A 20207-nucleotide genomic window follows, 5' to 3' on the forward strand; every position below is an offset into this window, starting at 1 on the left:
ATGCTGCGCTATGTCCTGCGTCGTCTGCTGTATGCACTGCCGATCGCGCTCGGCGTGTCTATCGTGTGTTTCGCCCTGGTGCAGCTCGCACCGGGCGACCCCATCGATTCGATCATTCCCGAGGGCGCGTCGGCCGAGGCGATTGCCCAGATCAAGGCCGATTACGGCGCGGATCAACCCTTGCCCGTGCAGTATCTGAAATGGCTGGGCCGAGTGATGGTCGGCGATCTGGGCAAGTCCATCAAGACCGGTCGACCCGTGACACAGGAGCTCGGCCCCGCCCTCGTCAATTCGATGATTCTGGCGATGGCGGGGATCGCGCTGGCGTTCATCGTGGGTAGCAGCCTGGGAGCAATTGCGGGGTATGCACGTTCGCGGGTCGTGGATAGTGCGATCACCAGCGTGGCCATCGCGGGCGTGTCCATCCCGCATTACTGGCTGGGGATGGTGCTGGTGGTGGTGTTCTCGGTCGGCTTGAACTGGCTGCCAGCCTCTGGCATGGGCCCGCCGGACTGGTCGCACATTATCTTGCCAGCCATCGCGCTCGCGGTGATTCCCATGGGGATTATTGCGCGCTCGGTGCGGGCTTCGGTGATCGAGATACGCAAACAGGAATTCATCCAGACCTTGTACGCCAAGGGTCTGTCGGACGCCAAGGTGCTGCGTCACGTGGTCAAGAACGTAGCGCCGACGGTACTGGCCGTGATGGGCCTGCAGTTCGCGCAGATGCTGGGCGGCTCCATCCTCGTCGAGACCGTGTTCGCGTGGCCGGGCACCGGGTTCTTGATGAATGCCGCGATCTTCTCGCGCGATCTGCCGGTTCTGCAGGGCACGATTCTGGTGCTCGCCATGTTGTTCGTCATGATGAATCTGCTCGTCGATATTTTGCAGATGCTGTTTGATCCCCGCGTAAAACGTCATTGAGGAAGCTGACTCATGAGCACAGCAGTCGCTACGGCGGGCATGATCCCGGCCTCGGGGTTCCGCCGCCCCAGTAAAGGATTCTGGCAAACCGTGGGACGCCGGTTGACGCGCGATCCCGTCACGCTAGCCTGCGCCGGCATTCTCTTGATTATCGTGCTGGCCGCGATCTTCGCCCCCTGGCTCGGGCTGGACGATCCGTTCAAGCAAAGCATGGTGCGCCGGCTAAAGCCATTCGGTTTTCAAGGGCATCTGTTAGGCACGGACGAACTCGGGCGGGATATGTTGTCGCGCCTCATCTATGGCGGACGTTCGTCACTGTTCACGGGTTTCGTCCCCGTGGTGCTGGCCACGCTGATAGGCGGTTCGCTGGGCATCATCGCGGGCTTTCTGGGCGGGCGATGGAACATGGTGATCATGCGGTGTATCGATGTGTTCTATGCCTTTCCGTCCGTATTGCTGGCGGTGGCGATCTCCGGCGTACTGGGCGCCGGACAGCTCAACAGCATTGTGTCGCTAACGCTGGTTTTCGTCCCCGCCGTGGCCCGTATCGCCGAGAGCGTCACAACACGCGTGCGTAATGAGGACTATGTCGAGGCCGCCCGAGCCACCGGCGCATCGACGTTAAGCATCCTGTTCAACCATGTGCTGTCCAACGTGCTCGGGCCCATCCTGGTCTATGCCTCAAGCCTCATCAGCGTCAGCATCGTGATCGCATCGGGGTTGAGCTTTCTGGGATTGGGCGTGACCCCGCCGAATGCTGATTGGGGGCTCATGCTCAACACCTTGCGCCAGGCCATTTATGTGGCTCCTGTCACTGCCATTTTGCCCGGCATCATGATTTTCATCACGTCGATGTGCTTTAGCTTGATGAGCGACGGCTTGCGCAACGCCATGGACGTCAAGGCTTAAGGAGAGAACGATGATCTATACGCGACCTGCTGCGTTCATGGCTCAATCTGTGGTCAAGACCGAAGACGAACCGTTGGATAGCGGCTATAGCGAACTGCGCGATCGAGGCGGCCCGGCGCAGCCCATGCTGATCGTGCGGGGCCTGAAAAAGCACTTCGATATCGGCGCCCAGTCGTTTGGCGGCGAGCGGTCCGTCGTGCGCGCGGTGGACGGGGTGGACTTTACCGTGGCGAAAGGCGAAACACTAGGCATTGTGGGCGAGTCTGGCTGTGGGAAGTCAACGACCGCGCGGCTCTTGATGCACTTGATTCAACCGGATGCGGGATCGCTGATTTTCGATGGGGAGGAAGTCAACGCGATTCGCGGCATGAGCGTGAGCGACATGCGGCGCAATATGCAGATGGTGTTTCAAGACAGCTACGCATCGCTCAATCCGCGATTAACCATCCGAGAAAGCGTGGCCTATGGTCCGCGCGTAACGGGACTGTCGCGTGCGCAGGCGCGTGCACGCAGCGACTCGTTGCTAGACATGGTGGGCATGGACCCCTCGAACTTCGCGAACCGATATCCTCATGAACTATCCGGCGGGCAACGCCAGCGCGTAAACATCGCCCGTGCCTTGGCCATGGCGCCACGTGTACTGATCCTCGATGAATCCGTATCGGCCCTGGATAAATCCGTCGAAGCGCAGGTGCTTAATCTATTGCGCAAACTGAAGCGGGAACTGGGGTTGACCTATATCTTTATCTCGCACGACCTCAATGTGGTGCGCTATATCAGCGATCGGGTGTTGGTGATGTATCTCGGTCAGGTCGTGGAGTCGGGACCGGTTGATGCGATCTATACCGCGGCACGACATCCCTACACCCGCGCGCTGCTGTCCTCGCGTCCGTCGATGGATCCGCGTAAGCGTATTGAGATTGCGCCATTGACAGGAGACCCGCCAAACCCAATCAATCCCCCCAGCGGCTGCCGCTTTCGCACCCGCTGCCCGCAGGCGCAACCGCTGTGCGCGCAAGAAGCGCCCGCGCTGGCCTCTGCACCCAGCGATGTGTCCCATGTCGCGGCCTGCCACTTTCCCTTGACCTATGAGCCTGGTCTGGCCAGTCATCCTGTTAGCGGAGCGCTGCAATGACCTCAATCCCGCAAAACACTTCCGCTCCCTTGGCAACGGTCCAAGATCTGTCCGTGCGATTCATCTCGCGCGATATGAATGTCCCCGTGGTCAATGGCGTGTCGTTCTCGCTACAACAAGGCGAAGTACTTTGCCTGTTAGGCGAATCGGGTTCGGGCAAGAGCGTCACCATGCGCTCGCTGATGCGACTCTTGCCCCCCACCGCGCAACTTGGCGGCAGGATCGAAGTCGGCGGCATCGATGTTCTCAACCTGCCGCGCAATCAGCTCAGTCGGATACGCGGCCCCTTGATTTCGATGATCTTTCAAGAGCCGCTGACCGCGCTGGATCCGGTCTACACCATCGGGCAACAGATCAGCGAGACGGTCCGCGAGCATGAGGGCATAAGCCAAGCCGATGCGATGCGCCGCGCGTTGGAACTGCTGGAGCTGGTCCAGGTGCCTTCGGCAAAGCGTCGGCTGGCGGCCTATCCCCATGAATTGTCGGGTGGCTTGCGTCAACGCGCCATGATCGCGCTGGCGCTATCGTGCCGGCCCAAGCTATTGCTTGCCGACGAACCGACGACCGCGCTGGATGCCACCGTGCAGATTCAGGTGCTGCTGTTGTTGCGCGAACTACAGCGCGAGCTGGGCATGGCCACTATCTTTGTCACGCATGACCTGGGCGTCGCGTGCGAAGTCGCGGACCAGGTGGCCGTCATGTACGCAGGCCGCTTTGTGGAGACGGGCTCGATCACGGACATCATGGATCGCCCTGCCCATCCGTATACGCAAGGCCTGTTGAACTCGACCGTCTCGGAAAGCCTGCGCGATCAGGACCTGGCCTCGATCCCCGGTGCGCCGCCCGATCTGACCGCGTTGCCGCCCGGCTGCACGTTTGCGCCACGATGCCCGCGGCACACCCCGGCGTGCGACATCGGTGTGCCTCCCCTGCTCGGCAATGCCGGCCATCAATCACGTTGCATTTTTCCCGCCGATCTCGCCACCCGCGTGGCCACCGAGTCGGTCCTGTCGCCCGCGGCCTGACGCCCACGGACGAGGTTTCACTTTACGGAGCGCTACCTTTCCATGATTGCTAACGAGCTGTACTTCCTCTCGGCGGGCGAAGCTAGCCGCCTCATTCAGTCGCGCAAGCTGTCTCCGGTCGAACTCACCGAGGCCTATCTGGCACGCATCGAGGCGGTGGACGACAAAATCCATAGTTATCTACTGGTGATGGCAGACGCCGCGCGCGCGGCCGCCCGGCAGGCCGAGGCCGATATCCAGGCCGGCCGTTGGAAAGGCCCCTTGCATGGGCTGCCTTTTGCGGTGAAAGACAACTATTACACGCAGGGCGTACGTACGTGCGGGGCCTCGCGCGTGCTGATGGATCATGTGCCCGAGTACAACGCGACCACCATCGACAAACTGCAGGCGGCCGGCGCGATCCTGCTCGGCAAGCTCAATACCTGGGAATACGGGACGGGCAATGGCGGCGTGTACTTCGACTTGCCCTTCGAGCCCGCACGCAACCCATGGAATGTGGATCACTTCACCGGCGGTTCTTCCACCGGTGCGGGCGCCTCGGTTGCCGCGGGTACGGCGATGATGGCGCTGGGTTCGGACACCGGCGGGTCGGTGCGCCTGCCCGCGGCCGCATGCGGATTGCAAGGCATGAAGCCCACCTATGGCCGCGTCAGCCGCCATGGCATTTTGCCAAACTGCTATTCGTTGGACGTCGCCGGGCCGCTGACCTGGACAGTGGAAGATAGCGCTCTGCTGCTGCGCGCCATGTCCGGCTATGACCCCCAAGATCCGGGCAGCGCGCACGCGGAGGTGCCGGACTTCGTAGCGGGGCTAGACGCGGGCATACGCGGGATGACGATTGGCGTGGTGCGCGATCTGGGCGAGGCCAACAACTTGCTCGATGCCAGCAACCGGTCGGCAATGGAAGCCATGATCGAGGTCCTGCATCGCGAAGGCGCACGTATTGTCGAAGTCACCCTGCCTTCGGCGATTGCCGAGTACCGTCAGACCGGGGCCGTCATTAACTGGACCGAATCGCTATCGATCCATGAAAAGGACTTCATGCAGCGCAATGCCGAGATGGGCCAGGCGTTACGCGAAAAAATGATGTCCGGCTTCATGACGCGCGCGGTCGACTATGTCGCCGCGCAACGGCGACGCCGCGAACTGACAAAGTCGCTGGATGCCCTGGTCCATAGCGTCGACGCGCTGGTGCTGCCCGGCGCCTTTCACGTCGCCCCTCCTTTTGCCGACCCCGACAAAGTCAAGGCGTTCACCTCCGATACAGCGATGCCGCCGTTTAACTTGTCAGGGCATCCTGGCATGTCGGTCTGCACGGGTTTTGATGAACAAGGGCTGCCCACGAATGCGCAGATCGTCGGCCGTTATTTTGATGAAAGCACCGTGTACAAGGTGGCGCGTGCGTACGAACGCGCCACCGACTGGCGCAGCCGCCGTCCCGCGCTTTAAGCTCCTCGCGCCCCCCTATCGCAGCACTTCCTGAGATCCAACCATCATGAATGCCGAACCTTTAGCCCAATGGACCCTCGATGACGTCAAGGCGTATTGCCGACGTTTCGGCTTGACGCTGTCCGAACCGCAGCTGTTGCGCATGCACGAGCTATCCACGACCGTTTCCGCGACTGGCATGGGTATCCCCCGCATGCCGAGCAAGGATCACGAGCCCGCGTTGACGTTCGCTATGCCGAAAGAATAAGGGGCGTCACCATGGAACCTTATGAGCTCAGCGCCAGCGAAGCCGCCCGGCTCATCGCCAGCCGCGACCTGTCATGCGAGGAACTGGCGCGCTCCACCCTGGCCCGCATCGCCGAACGCGACCCTATCGTCCGAGCTTGGACCTATATCGACGAAGACCGCGTGCTGCGCCGCGCGCGAGAACTCGACAAGACCGCGCCCGTCAGCCCGCTGCACGGCTTGACCTTTGGCATCAAGGACGTGATTCAGACGGCCGATATGCCCACGCAGCAGAACTCATCGCTTTATGTCGACCATCGAAGCGGGCAAGACGCCGCCTGCGTGGCGGTCGTACGCCATAGCGGTGCACTGGTGGTGGGCAAGACCGAAACGGTCGAGTTCGCCGCCGGTGGCCGCATGCCAGCCACGCGCAATCCCAGCAACCTGGCGCACACGCCAGGCGGAACCTCGTCCGGATCGGCCGCCGCCGTGGCGGACCATCAGGTTCAGCTGGCGTTCGGCACACAAACGGCCGGGTCTCACATTCGCCCCGCGGCGTTTAACGGTATCTATGGCATCAAGCCAACGCACGGTGTGGTCAGCCGCGAGGGCGCCAAGCTATACGCGCATTCGCTCGACACCATCGGCTGGTATGGGCGCTCGGCCGATGATCTGGCGTTGGTGGCCGAGGCGTTCGCGCTGCCGGGCATGTCGCAACGCATGCCGGTCCCGCTAAAGGGATTGCGTGTCGGACTATGTATGACCGCTTCCTGGTCGGCCGCCGATCCGTATGCGCAGGCTGCCCTGATGCAAACCGCATTCCAGCTGGAGTCGGCCGGCGCGATTGTGAAGGAGCTGACTTTGCCCGCGCCGTTTAACGACCTGCCGAACGCGCACGAAACCGTGTTGTATGGGGAAGGCCGAGCCGCGTTTCTTTCCGAAACCCTGGGCCCGAAAGCTCACATGCTGGGCAGTCATTTCCGCGATATCGCGGCCAACGCGCGCGGCATCACGCCCCAAGGTCTTGCCGCCGCCTATGATCTGGCGGCGGCGTGCCGGCGGCAATTCGACGCTTTGTTCGACGACGAGATCGATGTGGTGCTGACACCAGCGTCTCCTGGCGAAGCCCCGGAAGGATTTACTTCTACTGGCAACTACACCTTCAATATCATGTGGACGCTATTGCATGTACCATGCGTTGCCATGCCCGTGGGCCGCAGTCCGCGCAATCTGCCTCTGGGCGTGCAACTCGTCGGGCCGCGAACCAGCGATGCCCGACTGTTGGAGATCGCGCGCGCCTGCGCGCCCGCGCTCGACAGCAATGCCGCAATAACGCTTTCTTGATGCACCGCCTTCACTCATCGCCTGTCCGACTGATAAGGAATCAGCATGCAACCCTACGAACTGACGGCCACCGAAGCTTCCGCCCTGATTGCCGCTAAAGAACTGTCTTGCGAAGAACTCGCGCGTTCCACCCTGGCCCGCATCGCCGAGCGCGACCCCATCGTGAAGGCCTGGAGCTATGTCGATGAAGACCGTGTCATCCGGCGTGCGCGGGAACTCGACAAGACGCCCCCGCTCAGTCCGTTGCATGGGCTGACCTTCGGCGTGAAGGACGTGATCGAAACCTATGACATGCCCACGCAGCAGAACTCGGCCTTATACGAAGGCCATCAAAGTGGCCAAGATGCCGCCTGCGTCGCTGTGGTTCGACACAGTGGCGCGCTGGTGGTGGGCAAGACCGACACGGTGGAGTTCGCCTCGGGTGGACGCATGGCCGCCACGCGCAATCCCCATAACCTCGCCCATACGCCCGGCGGCTCGTCGTCCGGCTCGGGCGCCGCTGTGGGCGATAAGCAAGTGCAACTCGCCTTCGGCACCCAGACAGGCGGCTCGCATATCCGACCGGCCGCCTACAACGGCATCTATGGCATCAAGCCAACGCATGGTGCCGTGAGCCGCGAAGGCGCCAAACTCTATTCCGCCACGTTGGACACCATTGGCTGGTATGGCCGCTGCGTGGAAGACTTGCAGTTGGTGGCCGATGCCTTTCAGTTGCTGGGCCGCGATCTGGCGCAACCGGTGGCGCTCAAAGGGCTGAAGGTCGGCCTGTGCCGCGCGCCGGCTTGGGATCAGGCCGATGGCTACGCACGCGCTGCGCTGATGACTGCCGCTCGCCGGCTGGAAGCCGCGGGCGCCATCGTGACCGAGCTCGTCTTGCCCGAGCCCTTCAACGGCCTGGACGACGCCCAGCATTCGGTGATGTTCGGAGAGGGGCGTGCGGCTTTCCTGCCCGAATTACTGGGCCCGAAACGCGGCCTGCTGCATAAGCACTTTCTCGACATCGTGAACAATGCGCGCGAGATCACGCCGCAAAAGCTGGTCGCCGCCTATGATCTGGCGGCCGAGTGCCGGCGCGCCTTTGACGGGCTGTTTGGCGCGGATCTGGACGTCGTGCTTACGCCGTCGTGCACGGGCGAGCCTCCTGAGGGCTATACGTCTTCAGGCAACCCGGTATTTAACGCCATGTGGACCTTGCTGCATGTGCCGTGCGTCGGAATTCCGGTCGGCAAGAGCCCCAAGAATCTGCCGCTTGGCGTGCAGCTCATCGGGCCGCGGTTCAGCGACCTGCAGCTATTGCAGATCGCCCATGCCTGCGCGCCAGCGATCCATGAGAACAATACCTTGGGTACGATCGAGATATAGTGCCGCCATGCTAAATCGCGCCCGTCATCTCACCCACTGGAGCTTGTTGCTCGTGCTGTCGGTCGCCGTGGGGTGGCCCATCGTGCATGCCGGCATTGGCGCCGGTGCCTTGGTGGGCCCCATGCTGGCCGGCATCGCCATGGGCATGAGCGGCACGCGTATCGGGATATCTGGACGTGCCTTCGTCCTCGCGCAGGGCGTGTTGGGCTGCATGATAGCCTCGATGCTCGAAGCGAGCGTGCTGGATGGCGTCGCCGCCCATTTCGGCGCGATGGCGGCGGCCGTGGTGCTAACGCTGGTAGGCGCGACCGCCACGGGCTGGGTGCTGACGCGTACCGGGACCATGCCTGGCAGTACGGGCGCGTGGGGATCGCTACCGGGCGCGGCAGCGGCGATGGTGACCATGTCGGCTGCATTCGGCGGCGACCCGCGCATGGTCGCGGTGATGCAGTATCTGCGCGTGATGATCGTGATCCTGGCGGCCACCGCGGTGTCTCACTACGCCGTCACGGAGGGAGCGCCAGGCGGGCAGATCGCCATGCTGGCCGCCGCAAAGGCGCAGCCATCGGTGAGTGCCAGCACGCAGATCTGCACGATCCTGATCGCCGTCGCCGCCAGCTGGCTGGGCTGGGCCAGCCGGGTACCGGCCGGAGCGCTGCTGCTACCCATTGTGGTCGGTGGCGCGCTGCAGATCAGTGGCGTGATGACGCTGGCCATGCCGCATGGCGTGGTGGTGCTGGCGCTGGCAACCCTGGGATGGTCGATTGGCTTGCGCTTCAAGCGCGACCTCATCGCCCCCATGCTGCGCGCATTGCCCACAATATTGCTGGGGATCGTCGCGCTACTGCTGCTATGTACGCTGGCGGCCTGGCTGCTGACGCTATTGGCCCCTGTCAGCATGTTGACGGCCTACCTCGCCACCAGCCCTGGAGGGCTGGATTCCGTGGCGGTGCTGGCGCTGGAAGCCAACGCGGATATGCCCTTTGTGGTGGCTTTTCAGACGCTGCGGCTATTTGCCGTCGTGCTGGTCGGCCCGTTCCTGGGGCGCTGGCTGGCGCGTGGTGCGCCCTTGAAATGAACACGGCAGACCGAAGATCGCGGCGTTAGAACACCTTGTCCGGCGCATCCTCCACAGGCTGATCACCCACCCGGGCAAAGTAGTCCTGTGCGAACTCGGTGAACTGCTTGATCCCCATACGGTTGGACCGGCGCGAATCCACAAAGAGCGAATACTGGCGAGAAACGACCGGGGACTCTACTCTCAGCACTTTCAGTTCATGTACACGCGTGGCCGGCTCGACGAATCCCGGACAGACGGCCAGCCCCATACCGGCCGCAACCAGGCTAAGCGCTGCGGTCGTATCGTCGACCTGCCGCACATGATTAAACTGAAAACCCGGGCCTAACTGCCGCGCCAGATGCAGCCGGGGCAGATTGCCCACGAAGATCAAGGGCTCGTTAATGAGTTCCTCCCACTTCAAATGCCGCCGCCGGGCAAGGGGATGGGACTTCGGACAGACCACGCAAATGCGGCTGTGAAAGAGCGGCATGACGGTCACATGATCGCTGACCGATGAATGTGTAGAGATGGCGAGATCCACCTGGCCCTGCTCCACCGATGCACGCACATCATCGATTTTCACATCTACCGGGGTCAGCCGTATGGTGGGATGCGCGCGGTGAAAATCCCGATAGATACGGGTCATCAGTGACCATCCCACCAGCCTCGATGTGGCGATGCGCAGCACGTGATGTTGGCTGCGCAGATCGGCCGCACATCGCTCGAACTGGCCCAGGGCATCCAACGCTGCGATGGCATGCGGCAGAAACTGCTCGCCCTCTTGCGACAAGGCCACGCGCCGGGTGGTGCGCTCCAGCAACCGAAAACCCACGGTTTCCTCGAGTTCCCGTACCGAATTGCTCAACGCCGCCTGCGTGACATGCAGCGCGCGCGCCGCGTGGACGAAACTGCTGAGTTGCGCCGCCGTCACGAAGGCCCGCAATTGTCTGAAGGTAATGCGCATCGCGGACCGCGTCCGTTTGACTGTTAACCCAATCAATAATAATGGATAAAAACAAATTGATTGTTGTATTGAATGACGCGTCCATAGAATGGAAGCTCTCGACGGTAGGCCTGGTACAAGGCGACCGACCGAAGCCCTAAAAGACGCGAAAGACCAGGAAGGTTCAAGTGCAAGAGGAACAGCGTGGCGCCGCCATGAGGCCGGCCCAGCCAATCCCGCTCGGACATTTGTGGTTTACGGCGCATCAGGACTGCAGACATACGAGTGATCCGGAGACAATCATGAAGATCTCACGCAGAGCCTTACTGGCGAGCCTTGCCGCCTTAAGCGCGATGTCCATGCCCGCCGTGGGGCAACCGCAGGATGCCGACAGCTATCCCAACAAGATGGTGCGCATCGTGGTGCCCTTTACCTCCGGCGGGGGCACCAGCAATGCCGCACGCTTTCTGGCCGACAAGCTCGCTGCAAAATGGGGCCAGCCCGTCATCATCGACAATCGCCCCGGCGGCAATACGGTAATCGGCTCAAGCATGGTGGCCAAGTCCGAGGCCGATGGCTATACCCTGCTGTTCGCCAATACCAGCCATACGATCAACCCCTCGGTGATGCCGAGCTTGCCCTATGACACGTTGCGCGACTTCGCACCGGTCTGTACGGTCTTGGTCAACCGCTTTGTGTTGTTGACCCATCCCAGCATGCCTGCCCGGGACATCAGGGAATTGGTCCAACAGGTCCGAGCCGATCCTGACACCTACAACCTACCGACCGTGGGCGCCACCGGCGTAGGACGGCTGGCCGGCGAAAGTCTGACGCAATTGATGGGCGTGAAGCTGCAGAACATCCCGTACAAGGGCACCAGCGATCTCGCCACCAACCTGATGGGCGGCCAGCTGAAGTTCGCCCTCGAAATTCCGGGCTTTTACCTGCCCCATATCAAGTCCGGAAAGCTGCATGCCCTAGCCGTCTCGGGTGATACACGCATGCCATCTCTGCCGGATGTGCCCACATTGAAAGAAGTGGGTTTTGGCGCGTTCGATACGCAAAGTTGGTATGGCCTCTTGGCGCCGGCTGGAACGCCCGAGCCCGTGATTGAGAAGATCGCCGCCGACGTGACCGAAATCGTGCAGTCGCCCGATTTCGCCACCTACCTGGAAACCATTCAGTCCGAGCCGATGGTGAACACGCCCGAAGGTTTTGCTGCGCTAATCGATCAGGAAATCCCCAAATACCGTGAACAAGCCAAGCTGGCCAACATCGCTGTCGAGCCTAAATAAGGCCCAGGTTCAGCGACAAGACGCACACTGAGGAGTCCATCACATGGCTATGAAGAAAGAAGAAAACGATCTGATTACCCGGGTCGAGAATGGGGCGCCGCTGGGAGAGCTGTTCAGAAAGTTCTACTGGCTGCCCGCCTACCCATCGGCCGCGCTGCAAGCCGGCGGAAAGCCCTATCGACTGCGCCTGTTGGGACAGAACTATGTGCTGTTTCGCAGCGACAGCGGCAAGGTGGCCTGTTTCGACGAACAGTGCCCGCATCGCAAAGCTTCCTTGGCGTTAGGTCGCAACGAAAACGACTCGCTGCAATGCCTGTTCCATGGCTGGCGCTTCAGCGTGGATGGAGAAATGGTCGAAGCACCGAACATCACCGGCGATCAAGTGTCGTTCTGCAAATCGGTGCGCTTCAACAGCTATCAAGTGGTCGAACGCGGCGGCATCATCTGGGTATGGCTTGGTCAGGGCCAAGCCCCCAAATTTCCTAACCTGCCGTTCACGGATCTGCCAGCCGAGCAACGTTCCGTCACGTCGGTGGAAGTGCCCGTGAACTGGCTGCAAGGCGTCGAGGCCACGATGGACTCTTCGCACGTGAGCCATCTGCACCAGACGCAGATTCAGGTACGCGGCCGGCGCGAGCAGCAAAACATGCTGGTGGACAAACATCCGCGCCTGGAATATGAGCGTACGCACTTCGGCTTTCGTTCGGTGGCATTGCGTCAGCTCGGCGAAGGCAAGGTCTATGCGCGCGTGAACCATTACGTGTTCCCCTGGTATGGCGTGATTTGCGCCCCGGACCCGGGTGGCCCGTCCACTGTGTTCATGTCGGTGCCCGTGGACGACACGCACTATCGCGCCTGGTTCGTGCACTTCAATGTGCACCGCCCTCTGGGCATGACGCCGTTGTCGGCCAGCCCCGACATTACCAACTGGCCACCCCTGCCGCCTGGGCCGGCCGAGGACAACTGGGGCCAGAATCGCGACCTGATGAAGCGCGGGCATTTCACGGGCTTTCCCGACGGGGTGGCGACCGAAGACTTCGCCATGTTCATGAGCCAGGGCCCCATCCTGGACCGCACGCAAGAACAGCTGTGCTCGGCCGACACGGAAGTGATCCGCCTGCGCCAGATGTTGCTCAAGGCCATCCGGGATTATCAGAACGGCGAACAGCCCTGGGTGGCTCAGGACGACAAGTTGGATTATTCCGAGGTTTACTCGGTGGGCGGTGTGATCAACGAAAGCGAAGACTGGCACGTGTTGCTTGAACGCGCGATCGCACAGATCAATGAAAACAGGGCGGCCGCCGGGGCCTGAGCGTCATGGGCGAGACAGACCTCTTCGATGTCCGCGTGACCCAGGTGACGTGGTGCAGCCCCGGCGTGCTGGCATTCACACTGGCAGCCGTAGACGGCCACGCACTGCCGGGCTATCAGCCGGGCGCCCACGTGTCCGTGCACCTGCCGGTGTCGGGCAAGCCAGATCGCGTTCGCGCCTATTCGCTGGTGAATACCGATCCTGGCAACGACCCATCCACGCCGCAACGTTGCTACCGCATCGCGGTGCGGCGCGATGACGCGGGTACGGGAGGGTCGCTGCATCTGCATGAATCGGTCAGGCCGGGTGATGTGCTGCGTATTTCGCCGCCAAAGAACGCCTTCGCGTTGGGTGAAACCGAAGGCGTGATCCTGTTGGCCGGCGGCATAGGCGTCACGCCCATCCTCACCATGGCCGCGGCCCTGCAACGACAGGGTTTGCCTTTCACATTCCATTATGCGGCCCGTTCTCGCGACGAAGCCGTGTTTCTGGAAGAGCTGCGCCAGCTATGCGGCGAGCGACTGAACCTGCACATTGACGAGGAAGCCGGCCGACATCTGGACCTGGGCTCGGTATTACCCGCAGGGCCCGCGCGCCCGGTGTACGTCTGTGGACCCAAGCCGATGATCGACGCCGCCGTCAGGCACGCGGCGACCTTGGGCTGGCCCGCCGACAGCGTGAAGTTCGAACTGTTTGGCGCGGACATCGCCAATCAGAATCAGGCCGGCTACGAGGTTGTGCTGCAGTTCAGCGATAAGTCCGTGTTTGTACGGCCAGGGCAGGCACTTCTGGATGTACTGATCGATGAAGACGTCGATCTGCCCTATGACTGCCGCGCCGGGTTTTGCGGGCTATGCCGCGTCAAGGTGCTAGAAGGCGAGGTGAACCACAACGATACCTGCCTGACCGACGCCGACCGCACGCAACGCCGCTATATGCAAGCTTGCGTCTCGCACGCAGCCTGCTCTCGGCTGGTGCTGGACCTCTGATCCCTTTCCCCATGCCAAACCGCCCGTTACGGCATCAACAAGGTGTTCGACCACTATGGCAAATATTGTTTTAGGGCTGGGCACCACGCACAGCCCCATGCTGAACTTGACCGCGCAGCAGTGGAAGCATCGCGCGGAGATCGACTTCGCCAACCAGAAGCTGCATCTATCCAATGGCACGCGCATGAGCTATCCCGAACTGCTGGCATTGCGCGGCCCCCAATATCGCGCGGAAATCGAACCTGATGTCATGAAGGCAAAGGAACTCGCCTGCCAGGCCGCGCTGGACCGCCTGGCCGATGCCCTGGAGCGCGCACAGCCGGATGTCGTCGTCATTGTCGGCGACGATCAGGCCGAGCTCTTTACCGCCGACAGCCAGCCCGCTTTTGCGATCTTTCACGGTAGTGAGATCGCCACCACGACGGGCAAGTACGGTAAAGGCGCCCCCGACTGGATGCTGCAGGTCGGACGTGGCTACATGATGGAAGACATCTATCGCGCCCCCGCCTCGCAGGCGTTCGCGACCAGCCTGATTCAAAGCCTCATCACGCAGGATGTGGACGTCGCCGCGGTATCTGCAGTGACGGATCCCACCAAGGCCGGATTCGGTCATGCGTATGGATTCATCATCAAGCGCCTGTTCCGCCAGGAAATCCCGGTCGTGCCGGTGCTGTTGAACACTTATTTCCCGCCCAACGTACCCACCGCCAATCGTTGTTACGAGATCGGGCGTCGTTTGCGCCAGGTCATCCAGGAGTACCCGGCCGATCTCAGAGTCGCTGTCGTCGCATCGGGTGGGCTGTCGCACTTCGTCGTGGAAGAAGACTTCGACCAGCACATCATCAATGCCATCCAGAACCGCGACGAGGCCGCATTGCGCGCGATCGCGCCCAGCGCGTTGCGTTCGGGCACCTCGGAAACATTGAACTGGATTCTGACTGCCGGCGTCGTCGACTTCATGCCCGTGCGTCACATGGAGTATTACCCGCTACACCGAACCGAGGCTGGTACCGGCGTGGGCGCCGCATTCTGCATCTGGGAAAACTGACGCGGGCACGCAAGCCTGACTTTTCTAAAGGAACCGCGATGAAAAGCAACGGACGCTCGATCGAAATCGAGGGCGTGAATCACGGCGCGACGCCGATTCCAATGGGTGCCAAAGTCGGCAACACCATTTTCACCTCCGGCATTGCCGGCAAGGACCCCGCCACCAACAAACTGGCTGAGGGTGCCGAGGCCCAAGCCAGGCACGCGTTTTCAAGCCTAAAAACCGTACTGGAAAAAGGCGGCGCGTCGATGGCCGATGTCGGGCTTTTGACTGTGCTGGTCGCGGACGAATCGGTGCGCAAGGCCATTAATGCCGTCTGGCTGGAATATTTTCCCGACCCCGAGGACCGTCCGGCCCGACACACCAGTGTCCAGGACCTGCGCAGCGGCATGCTACTGCAACTGCAAGCGATTGCCGTCATCGGCAACTGAACCCGTTTAGTTTGAGTTGGAACCCTTATGATCATCGATTGCCACGGCCACTACACCACCGCCCCGACACAGCTGCGCGACTTTCGCGCCAAGCAGCTGGCGGGCATGATAGACCCGAGCCTCTTCCCGTCCATCGAGTCGTTGGGCATCACCGACGACATGTTGCGAGCCTCCGTCGAGGGCGCACAGCTTAAATTCCAGCGCGAGCGCGGCACGGACCTGACGATCTTCTCGCCCCGCGCTGCGGGCATGGCGCATCAATATGGCGATGAGCGTGTCGCGCGTCAGTGGGCGCGCGTCTGCAACACGCTGATCTATCGCCTGACGCAGCTCTATCCGGAAAACTTCGCCGGCGCTTGTCAGCTGCCGCAGCGTCCGGGCGTATCGCCAGAGAACTGCCTTCAAGAGCTGGAATACTGCGTCAATGAACTCGGCTTCGTCGGCTGCAACCTGAATCCGGACCCCTCGGGAGGCTGGTGGAAAGATCCTCCGTTGACGGACCGCTACTGGTATCCCCTGTACGAGAAACTCGTCGAACTGGATGTCCCCGCGATGATCCATGTGTCGTCCTCGTGCAATGACTGTTTCCATGCCACGGGTGCGCATTACATCAACGCAGACACAACGGCCGTGATGCAACTGATACAAGGCGACCTGTTCAAGGATTTCCCGACACTGCGCCTGATCATTCCGCATGGCGGCGGGGCGCTGCCGTTTCACTTCGGCCGCTATCGCGGACTGGCCTTGAACCTGAAACGGCCGTCGTTGGAAGAGCATCTGTTTAACAACGTGTTCTTTGACACGTGCGTGTATGACCAACGCGGCATCGATCTGCTGACCGACGTCATTCCACTGGAAAACCTGCTGTTCGCCTCGGAAATGGTGGGCGCGGTCAAAGGCATTGATCCGTTGACGGGCCATCATTTCGACGATACGCGCCGCTATCTGGATGCGGTCGAGTCGTTGGACCAGAATGCCCGCCACATGCTGTTCGTGGGCAATGCCCGCAAGGTGTTCCCGCGCCTGAACAACATTCTCGACCAACGCGCCCGGTCCGTCGCTTGAGGAATCATCATGACCACGCAACGTCTTAATGGTCTTATACGTAAACTAGAATCGGGCGGCATCGCGACGCTGTCGTTCTGTCCGCCTACGGTCGAATCGGCCATCGCATTCAGCACCACGCAGTACGACGGCATCATGATCGAATGCGAACATCAGCCCTGGGATCCGCTGACCCTGCGCGATGCGTTCCAGTATCTGCTGAATCGCCGCGCGATCGCCGCGAGCGGTTCGATTGCGCCCACCGTCACCCCTATCGTTCGCATCCCCGCCAATGGTGGCGAGATGAGCCAGTGGCTCGCCAAGCAAGCGCTCGACCTGGGCGCCTACGGCATTGTCTGGCCGCATGTCAGCACGGTCGAACAAGCCCAGTCGGCGGTGGCCGCCTGCCGCTATCCCACCAAAGTGTCGCATCCGCTGCATCATCCTTTCGGGCAACGCGGCGACGGGCCAACCAACGCGGCGCGCTACTGGGGCCTGACGCAGCAGGAATACTATAAAAAGGCGGATGTGTGGCCGCTCAACCCGGAAGGCGAAATTCTCGTCATCCTCATGATCGAGGACCTCGAAGGCGTAAGCAACCTGCCCGACATCTTGAAAGAAACCCCGGGCATCGGCGCCATCATGATCGGCGAAGGCGATCTGTCACAAGAACTGGGGGTACCCCGCCAGTACAACCATCCAGAATTGCTGAGCGCGATGGCCGAAATCCGCGCCATCGGCAAGGAATACAACGTCCCCGTGGCCCACCCGCACGTCACTTCCGAAAACGCCGAACGCATCTACAACGAAGGTTATCGCCTGCTGGTGTGCGGCCCCAGCCGCAGCTATCCGGCGCTGGACAAAGTGCGCGAGTTGGCCGGCGTACAGCCTGCCGCCTGAACAGGAGTCATCATGGATTTAGGAATACGCGGAAAAAACGCTTTCGTCATGGCCTCCTCCAGCGGTCTGGGTCTGGCGTGCGCAACTGCGCTGGCCAAAGAGGGCGTTAACGTATGGATCAACGCGCGCAATACGGAGCGTCTGGAAGCGGCCGCCGCATCCATCCGTCAGGACTGCGACGTTCAGGTCAGCACCATCGCGGCCGATATCACCACCGAATCGGGTAGAGAATGCGTCTTGAACGCCTTGCCCGCGGTCGATATCCTCGTCACGAACAACGAAGGCCCCACGCCCGGCACGCTCGATCAATGGGAGCATGATGCCTGGATCGGTGCGTTCGAAAAGAACATGATCCCGCATGCGCTATTCATCCGCCATTATGTGGGCGGCATGTGCGAGCGCAAGTTCGGACGGATCGTGAACATCACCTCCGCCATGGTCAAATCGCCGCGCGTGCATCAATCGCTCTCGAGCGCGGCTCGCACGGCGCTCACGGCTTTCTGTAAAGGCCTGTCCGCCGAAGTCGCGCGGCACAACGTGACAATCAATAATCTGCTGCCCGAGCGCATCGACACACCGCGCCAACAGGCGATGACGCAACGCATCATGCGTCTGGAGAGCATCGACTACGACGAAGCGCGCCGCCGCATTGTCGATAGCCTGGCGGCCAAGCGCATGGGCACGCCGGAGGAGTTCGCCAGCGCCTGTGCATATCTGTGTTCCGCGCAGGCGGGGTTTATCTCGGGGCAAAACCTGCAGATCGATGGCGGCTCGTATCACGGGCTGGTCTGATATATGCTCTTTGGCAGTGACGAATTCATCAGCGCCATACGCCGTTAGCTCAGTGTCTGTCCGGGCGACATCATTCGGACGGGCATCGACGGCGACTCGCCCGAGCCGGGAACGCTGAGCAACCGTTTTGTCGAAGAGGGCCTTACGTAATGCAAGCAGCTTGGTACGAAAGCAATGGCGCCGCCCAGGATGTCCTGCGAGTCGGCGAAAAGCCGACCCCGGATGCCGGCCCGGGAGAGGTGAGAATTCGAGTCGTGTGCACGGGGGTCAATCCGTCGGATGTGAAATCCCGCACGGGTAGCCGACCGGTGCGCGACCCCTACATCGTTCCGCATAGCGATGGCTCGGGCATCGTGGACCAGGTGGGCCCGGGGGTGGACACGCATCGCGTCGGCGACCGCGTCTGGGTGTGGAACGCGCAGTACAACCGCCCGCACGGCACAGCGGCGCAATACATCACGCTGCCGGCCGAGCAAGCGGTGTCCTTGCCCCAAAACATATCGTTCGAAGCGGGCGCCTGCCTCGGCATTCCCGCACTCACCGCCTATCGCGCCGTCGAACTCGCTGACCTCGAACCCGGCAGCACCGTTCTGGTCATCGGTGGCGCATCCGCCGTGGGCTACTATGCCGCGCAGATGGCGCGCGCACGCGGCGCACGCGTCATCACGACGGTGGGCTCTGACGAAAAAGCCGCGTTTCTGCATGCCGCGGGATTCACCGACACGGTGCTGTATAAAAAAGAGCCAGTCGCCGAACGCGTACTGGCCCTGACCGATGGGCAAGGTGTGAACGCCATCATCGATATGGATTTCTCCACCAGCGCAGCGCTGGTCGATGAGGGCGTGCTGGCATCACACGGCAAATTCGTCTGCTTCGGATCGAACAATCGCGGCAGCGTCCCCATCAACTACGCGACCTGGTTGCCGCGTTCATTGTCTCTGCATTTCTTCCTGGTGTATCTCCTCACGCCCGCGCAGCGCAAGCGCGCGATACAAGGGCTGCAAACCCTCCTCGAGCAGGGAACGCTGCAACACCATATCGGCCCGAGCTTTGCGCTCGCCGACATCGTCCAGGCCCATCAAGCAGTAGAAAACGGCGCCTTTGGCAACGTGATCGTCAACTGCCAGGCTTAAGGAGCCGCGTCTAGCGCGATGCTATCCCCATCGCGCTGTGCGGGCTGCGTCGCCGCATACGATGTGCGCCATTGCCCCGGCGACACGCCCGTCTGGGCCTTGAAAGCGCGCGACAGTGCCGCCTCGCTGCCATATCCGACCTCCGCGACGATCCGTTTTAACGGGTAGCCCATCCGTAACGCACGTTGCGCCAACCCGATACGCCAGCTCTGCAAATACAGCCCCGGCGTCATTCCCACTACCTCACGGAAGGTCGTGGCGAAACCGCTGCGCGACATGCCTGCGAGACCTGCTAAATCCTCTAATGCCCAATTGCGCTCGGGCGCCTCGTGCATCGCGATGATGGCTGAGCGCAGACGTGCATGTGACAGGCCTGCCAGCATGCCGCCTTTCACCAGCCGGCTTTCCATGAGCTGACGCAGGATCTGAATAATCACGACTTCAAATAAACGGTTGATTACCGCCAATCTGCCGCAGCGCCCTGCGAACGCCTCGTCAAAAAGCACCTCCAAGACCGGCGTGGCGCCTTCAATGGACGCCAGCGGCAGACACAGAAACGGAGGTAGCGCGCTACTGATGGGATTGAGCGCCCCGCCTTCGAATCGTAAGTTGGCGCACACCATATCGGCGCCAGCTTCTGCATCCGTGATGAACCGATGCGCCATCGGGCGCGGATACAGCAGCACACTCGGCACGTCCACGTTCAACGACTGGTTGCCATGCACCACTTCGACGGGACCGCGGCGTATCAAGTGCAGTTGCCCCAGCTCGTCCTGAGCGGGCAAGGTGTTCAACCCACATAGCGTCCCGGCATGAAACACCTGTGCCTCGATCTCAAAGCGCCTCAGCAGTTCCGCTAATCGATCCGCCATTTTGTACTCCTAATC

The 20207-nt window shown here is 61.6% G+C and carries 21 protein-coding genes; 18 read left to right on the forward strand and 3 right to left on the reverse strand.

Annotation, left to right across the window (positions count from 1 at the left end; translation table 11 throughout):
- From GOQ25_RS02380 to GOQ25_RS02420, 9 genes are all read left to right on the forward strand, one after another.
- On the forward strand, positions 1-924 hold the full coding sequence (locus GOQ25_RS02380) for an ABC transporter permease (protein ID WP_160348844.1): 924 nt from the start codon (positions 1-3) through the stop codon (positions 922-924).
- A 12-nt stretch (positions 925-936) separates the two neighbouring features.
- Positions 937-1833: an ABC transporter permease gene (locus GOQ25_RS02385; protein ID WP_160348845.1), complete on the forward strand. Its 897-nt coding sequence runs from the start codon at positions 937-939 to the stop codon at positions 1831-1833.
- Between the two features lie 124 nt (positions 1834-1957).
- Positions 1958-2968: an ABC transporter ATP-binding protein gene (locus GOQ25_RS02390; RefSeq protein WP_236844466.1), complete on the forward strand. Its 1011-nt coding sequence runs from the start codon at positions 1958-1960 to the stop codon at positions 2966-2968.
- Positions 2965-3993 (forward strand): ABC transporter ATP-binding protein, encoded by a 1029-nt coding sequence (locus tag GOQ25_RS02395; RefSeq protein ID WP_160348846.1) that lies wholly within the window; start codon positions 2965-2967, stop codon positions 3991-3993. Before GOQ25_RS02390 ends, GOQ25_RS02395 begins: the two co-directional genes overlap by 4 nt.
- Positions 3994-4035: 42 nt before the next feature.
- Positions 4036-5442 (forward strand): amidase, encoded by a 1407-nt coding sequence (locus GOQ25_RS02400; protein ID WP_160348847.1) that lies wholly within the window; start codon positions 4036-4038, stop codon positions 5440-5442.
- Between the two features lie 46 nt (positions 5443-5488).
- A complete protein-coding gene (locus tag GOQ25_RS02405) occupies positions 5489-5689 on the forward strand; it encodes a hypothetical protein (RefSeq protein ID WP_160348848.1) in 201 nt (66 codons plus the stop codon).
- Between the two features lie 11 nt (positions 5690-5700).
- Entirely contained in the window at positions 5701-7011 is a 1311-nt protein-coding gene (locus GOQ25_RS02410; protein WP_160348849.1) for an amidase, read from the forward strand.
- A 45-nt stretch (positions 7012-7056) separates the two neighbouring features.
- Positions 7057-8373, forward strand: a complete 1317-nt coding sequence (locus GOQ25_RS02415) for an amidase (protein ID WP_160348850.1) — start codon at positions 7057-7059, stop codon at positions 8371-8373.
- A 7-nt stretch (positions 8374-8380) separates the two neighbouring features.
- Positions 8381-9451, forward strand: coding sequence for an AbrB family transcriptional regulator (locus GOQ25_RS02420; protein WP_160348851.1), 1071 nt, complete (start codon positions 8381-8383; stop codon positions 9449-9451).
- A 25-nt stretch (positions 9452-9476) separates the two neighbouring features.
- Here the strand turns inward: GOQ25_RS02420 and GOQ25_RS02425 are convergent, their stop codons facing one another.
- Together GOQ25_RS02425 and GOQ25_RS02430 are read right to left on the reverse strand one after the other, a co-directional pair.
- Positions 9477-10397 carry a LysR family transcriptional regulator gene (locus tag GOQ25_RS02425; RefSeq protein ID WP_160348852.1) on the reverse strand — a complete coding sequence of 307 codons (921 nt, stop codon included), beginning with the start codon at positions 10395-10397 and terminating at the stop codon, positions 9477-9479.
- 32 nt (positions 10398-10429) lie between these two features.
- Positions 10430-10657, reverse strand: a complete 228-nt coding sequence (locus GOQ25_RS02430; protein ID WP_160348853.1) for a hypothetical protein — start codon at positions 10655-10657, stop codon at positions 10430-10432.
- Positions 10658-10678: 21 nt separating this feature from the next.
- Here GOQ25_RS02430 and GOQ25_RS02435 point away from each other — a divergent pair, with 21 nt between their 5' ends.
- The 9 genes from GOQ25_RS02435 (at position 10679) to GOQ25_RS02475 (ending at position 19320) form a co-directional block, all read left to right on the forward strand.
- The gene (locus GOQ25_RS02435; protein ID WP_160348854.1) at positions 10679-11671 is read left to right on the forward strand and encodes a tripartite tricarboxylate transporter substrate binding protein; all 993 of its coding nucleotides are present in this window, start codon (positions 10679-10681) and stop codon (positions 11669-11671) included.
- Positions 11672-11714: 43 nt separating this feature from the next.
- On the forward strand, positions 11715-12983 hold the full coding sequence (locus GOQ25_RS02440; RefSeq protein ID WP_160348855.1) for a Rieske 2Fe-2S domain-containing protein: 1269 nt from the start codon (positions 11715-11717) through the stop codon (positions 12981-12983).
- Positions 12984-12988: 5 nt separating this feature from the next.
- Entirely contained in the window at positions 12989-13972 is a 984-nt protein-coding gene (locus tag GOQ25_RS02445; protein ID WP_160348856.1) for a PDR/VanB family oxidoreductase, read from the forward strand.
- A gap of 55 nt (positions 13973-14027) precedes the next feature.
- Positions 14028-15020 carry a hypothetical protein gene (locus GOQ25_RS02450; RefSeq protein ID WP_160348857.1) on the forward strand — a complete coding sequence of 331 codons (993 nt, stop codon included), beginning with the start codon at positions 14028-14030 and terminating at the stop codon, positions 15018-15020.
- Between the two features lie 38 nt (positions 15021-15058).
- Positions 15059-15451, forward strand: a complete 393-nt coding sequence (locus GOQ25_RS02455; RefSeq protein WP_160348858.1) for a RidA family protein — start codon at positions 15059-15061, stop codon at positions 15449-15451.
- 27 nt (positions 15452-15478) lie between these two features.
- Positions 15479-16516, forward strand: coding sequence for an amidohydrolase family protein (locus GOQ25_RS02460; RefSeq protein ID WP_160348859.1), 1038 nt, complete (start codon positions 15479-15481; stop codon positions 16514-16516).
- A gap of 9 nt (positions 16517-16525) precedes the next feature.
- Positions 16526-17395, forward strand: a complete 870-nt coding sequence (locus tag GOQ25_RS02465) for an HpcH/HpaI aldolase/citrate lyase family protein (RefSeq protein ID WP_160348860.1) — start codon at positions 16526-16528, stop codon at positions 17393-17395.
- Between the two features lie 12 nt (positions 17396-17407).
- Entirely contained in the window at positions 17408-18187 is a 780-nt protein-coding gene (locus GOQ25_RS02470; RefSeq protein ID WP_160348861.1) for an SDR family oxidoreductase, read from the forward strand.
- 149 nt (positions 18188-18336) lie between these two features.
- Positions 18337-19320, forward strand: coding sequence for an NADPH:quinone reductase (locus GOQ25_RS02475; RefSeq protein WP_160348862.1), 984 nt, complete (start codon positions 18337-18339; stop codon positions 19318-19320).
- Here GOQ25_RS02475 and GOQ25_RS02480 read toward each other — a convergent pair.
- Positions 19317-20192, reverse strand: coding sequence for an AraC family transcriptional regulator (locus GOQ25_RS02480; RefSeq protein ID WP_160348863.1), 876 nt, complete (start codon positions 20190-20192; stop codon positions 19317-19319). The genes GOQ25_RS02475 and GOQ25_RS02480 overlap by 4 nt on opposite strands.
- Between the last annotated feature and the right edge of the window lie 15 nt (positions 20193-20207).

Origin of the sequence: Bordetella sp. 15P40C-2, assembly GCF_009763235.1 — a bacterium.
Classification (GTDB): Bacteria; Pseudomonadota; Gammaproteobacteria; order Burkholderiales; family Burkholderiaceae_B; genus Bordetella_A.

Excerpts from the sequence above, each read along its gene's own strand:
- GOQ25_RS02470 (WP_160348861.1), top strand. The coding sequence starts at position 17,408 with ATGGATTTAGGAATACGCGGAAAAAACGCTTTCGTCATGGCCTCCTCC.
- GOQ25_RS02410 (WP_160348849.1), top strand. The coding sequence starts at position 5,701 with ATGGAACCTTATGAGCTCAGCGCCAGCGAAGCCGCCCGGCTCATCGCC.
- GOQ25_RS02405 (WP_160348848.1), top strand. The coding sequence starts at position 5,489 with ATGAATGCCGAACCTTTAGCCCAATGGACCCTCGATGACGTCAAGGCG.
- GOQ25_RS02445 (WP_160348856.1), top strand. The coding sequence starts at position 12,989 with ATGGGCGAGACAGACCTCTTCGATGTCCGCGTGACCCAGGTGACGTGG.
- GOQ25_RS02385 (WP_160348845.1), top strand. The coding sequence starts at position 937 with ATGAGCACAGCAGTCGCTACGGCGGGCATGATCCCGGCCTCGGGGTTC.
- GOQ25_RS02480 (WP_160348863.1), bottom strand. The coding sequence starts at position 20,192 with ATGGCGGATCGATTAGCGGAACTGCTGAGGCGCTTTGAGATCGAGGCA.
- GOQ25_RS02440 (WP_160348855.1), top strand. The coding sequence starts at position 11,715 with ATGGCTATGAAGAAAGAAGAAAACGATCTGATTACCCGGGTCGAGAAT.
- GOQ25_RS02455 (WP_160348858.1), top strand. The coding sequence starts at position 15,059 with ATGAAAAGCAACGGACGCTCGATCGAAATCGAGGGCGTGAATCACGGC.
- GOQ25_RS02415 (WP_160348850.1), top strand. The coding sequence starts at position 7,057 with ATGCAACCCTACGAACTGACGGCCACCGAAGCTTCCGCCCTGATTGCC.
- GOQ25_RS02450 (WP_160348857.1), top strand. The coding sequence starts at position 14,028 with ATGGCAAATATTGTTTTAGGGCTGGGCACCACGCACAGCCCCATGCTG.
- GOQ25_RS02380 (WP_160348844.1), top strand. The coding sequence starts at position 1 with ATGCTGCGCTATGTCCTGCGTCGTCTGCTGTATGCACTGCCGATCGCG.
- GOQ25_RS02390 (WP_236844466.1), top strand. The coding sequence starts at position 1,958 with ATGCTGATCGTGCGGGGCCTGAAAAAGCACTTCGATATCGGCGCCCAG.
- GOQ25_RS02465 (WP_160348860.1), top strand. The coding sequence starts at position 16,526 with ATGACCACGCAACGTCTTAATGGTCTTATACGTAAACTAGAATCGGGC.
- GOQ25_RS02460 (WP_160348859.1), top strand. The coding sequence starts at position 15,479 with ATGATCATCGATTGCCACGGCCACTACACCACCGCCCCGACACAGCTG.
- GOQ25_RS02475 (WP_160348862.1), top strand. The coding sequence starts at position 18,337 with ATGCAAGCAGCTTGGTACGAAAGCAATGGCGCCGCCCAGGATGTCCTG.
- GOQ25_RS02435 (WP_160348854.1), top strand. The coding sequence starts at position 10,679 with ATGAAGATCTCACGCAGAGCCTTACTGGCGAGCCTTGCCGCCTTAAGC.
- GOQ25_RS02395 (WP_160348846.1), top strand. The coding sequence starts at position 2,965 with ATGACCTCAATCCCGCAAAACACTTCCGCTCCCTTGGCAACGGTCCAA.
- GOQ25_RS02400 (WP_160348847.1), top strand. The coding sequence starts at position 4,036 with ATGATTGCTAACGAGCTGTACTTCCTCTCGGCGGGCGAAGCTAGCCGC.
- GOQ25_RS02420 (WP_160348851.1), top strand. The coding sequence starts at position 8,381 with ATGCTAAATCGCGCCCGTCATCTCACCCACTGGAGCTTGTTGCTCGTG.
- GOQ25_RS02425 (WP_160348852.1), bottom strand. The coding sequence starts at position 10,397 with ATGCGCATTACCTTCAGACAATTGCGGGCCTTCGTGACGGCGGCGCAA.
- GOQ25_RS02430 (WP_160348853.1), bottom strand. The coding sequence starts at position 10,657 with ATGTCTGCAGTCCTGATGCGCCGTAAACCACAAATGTCCGAGCGGGAT.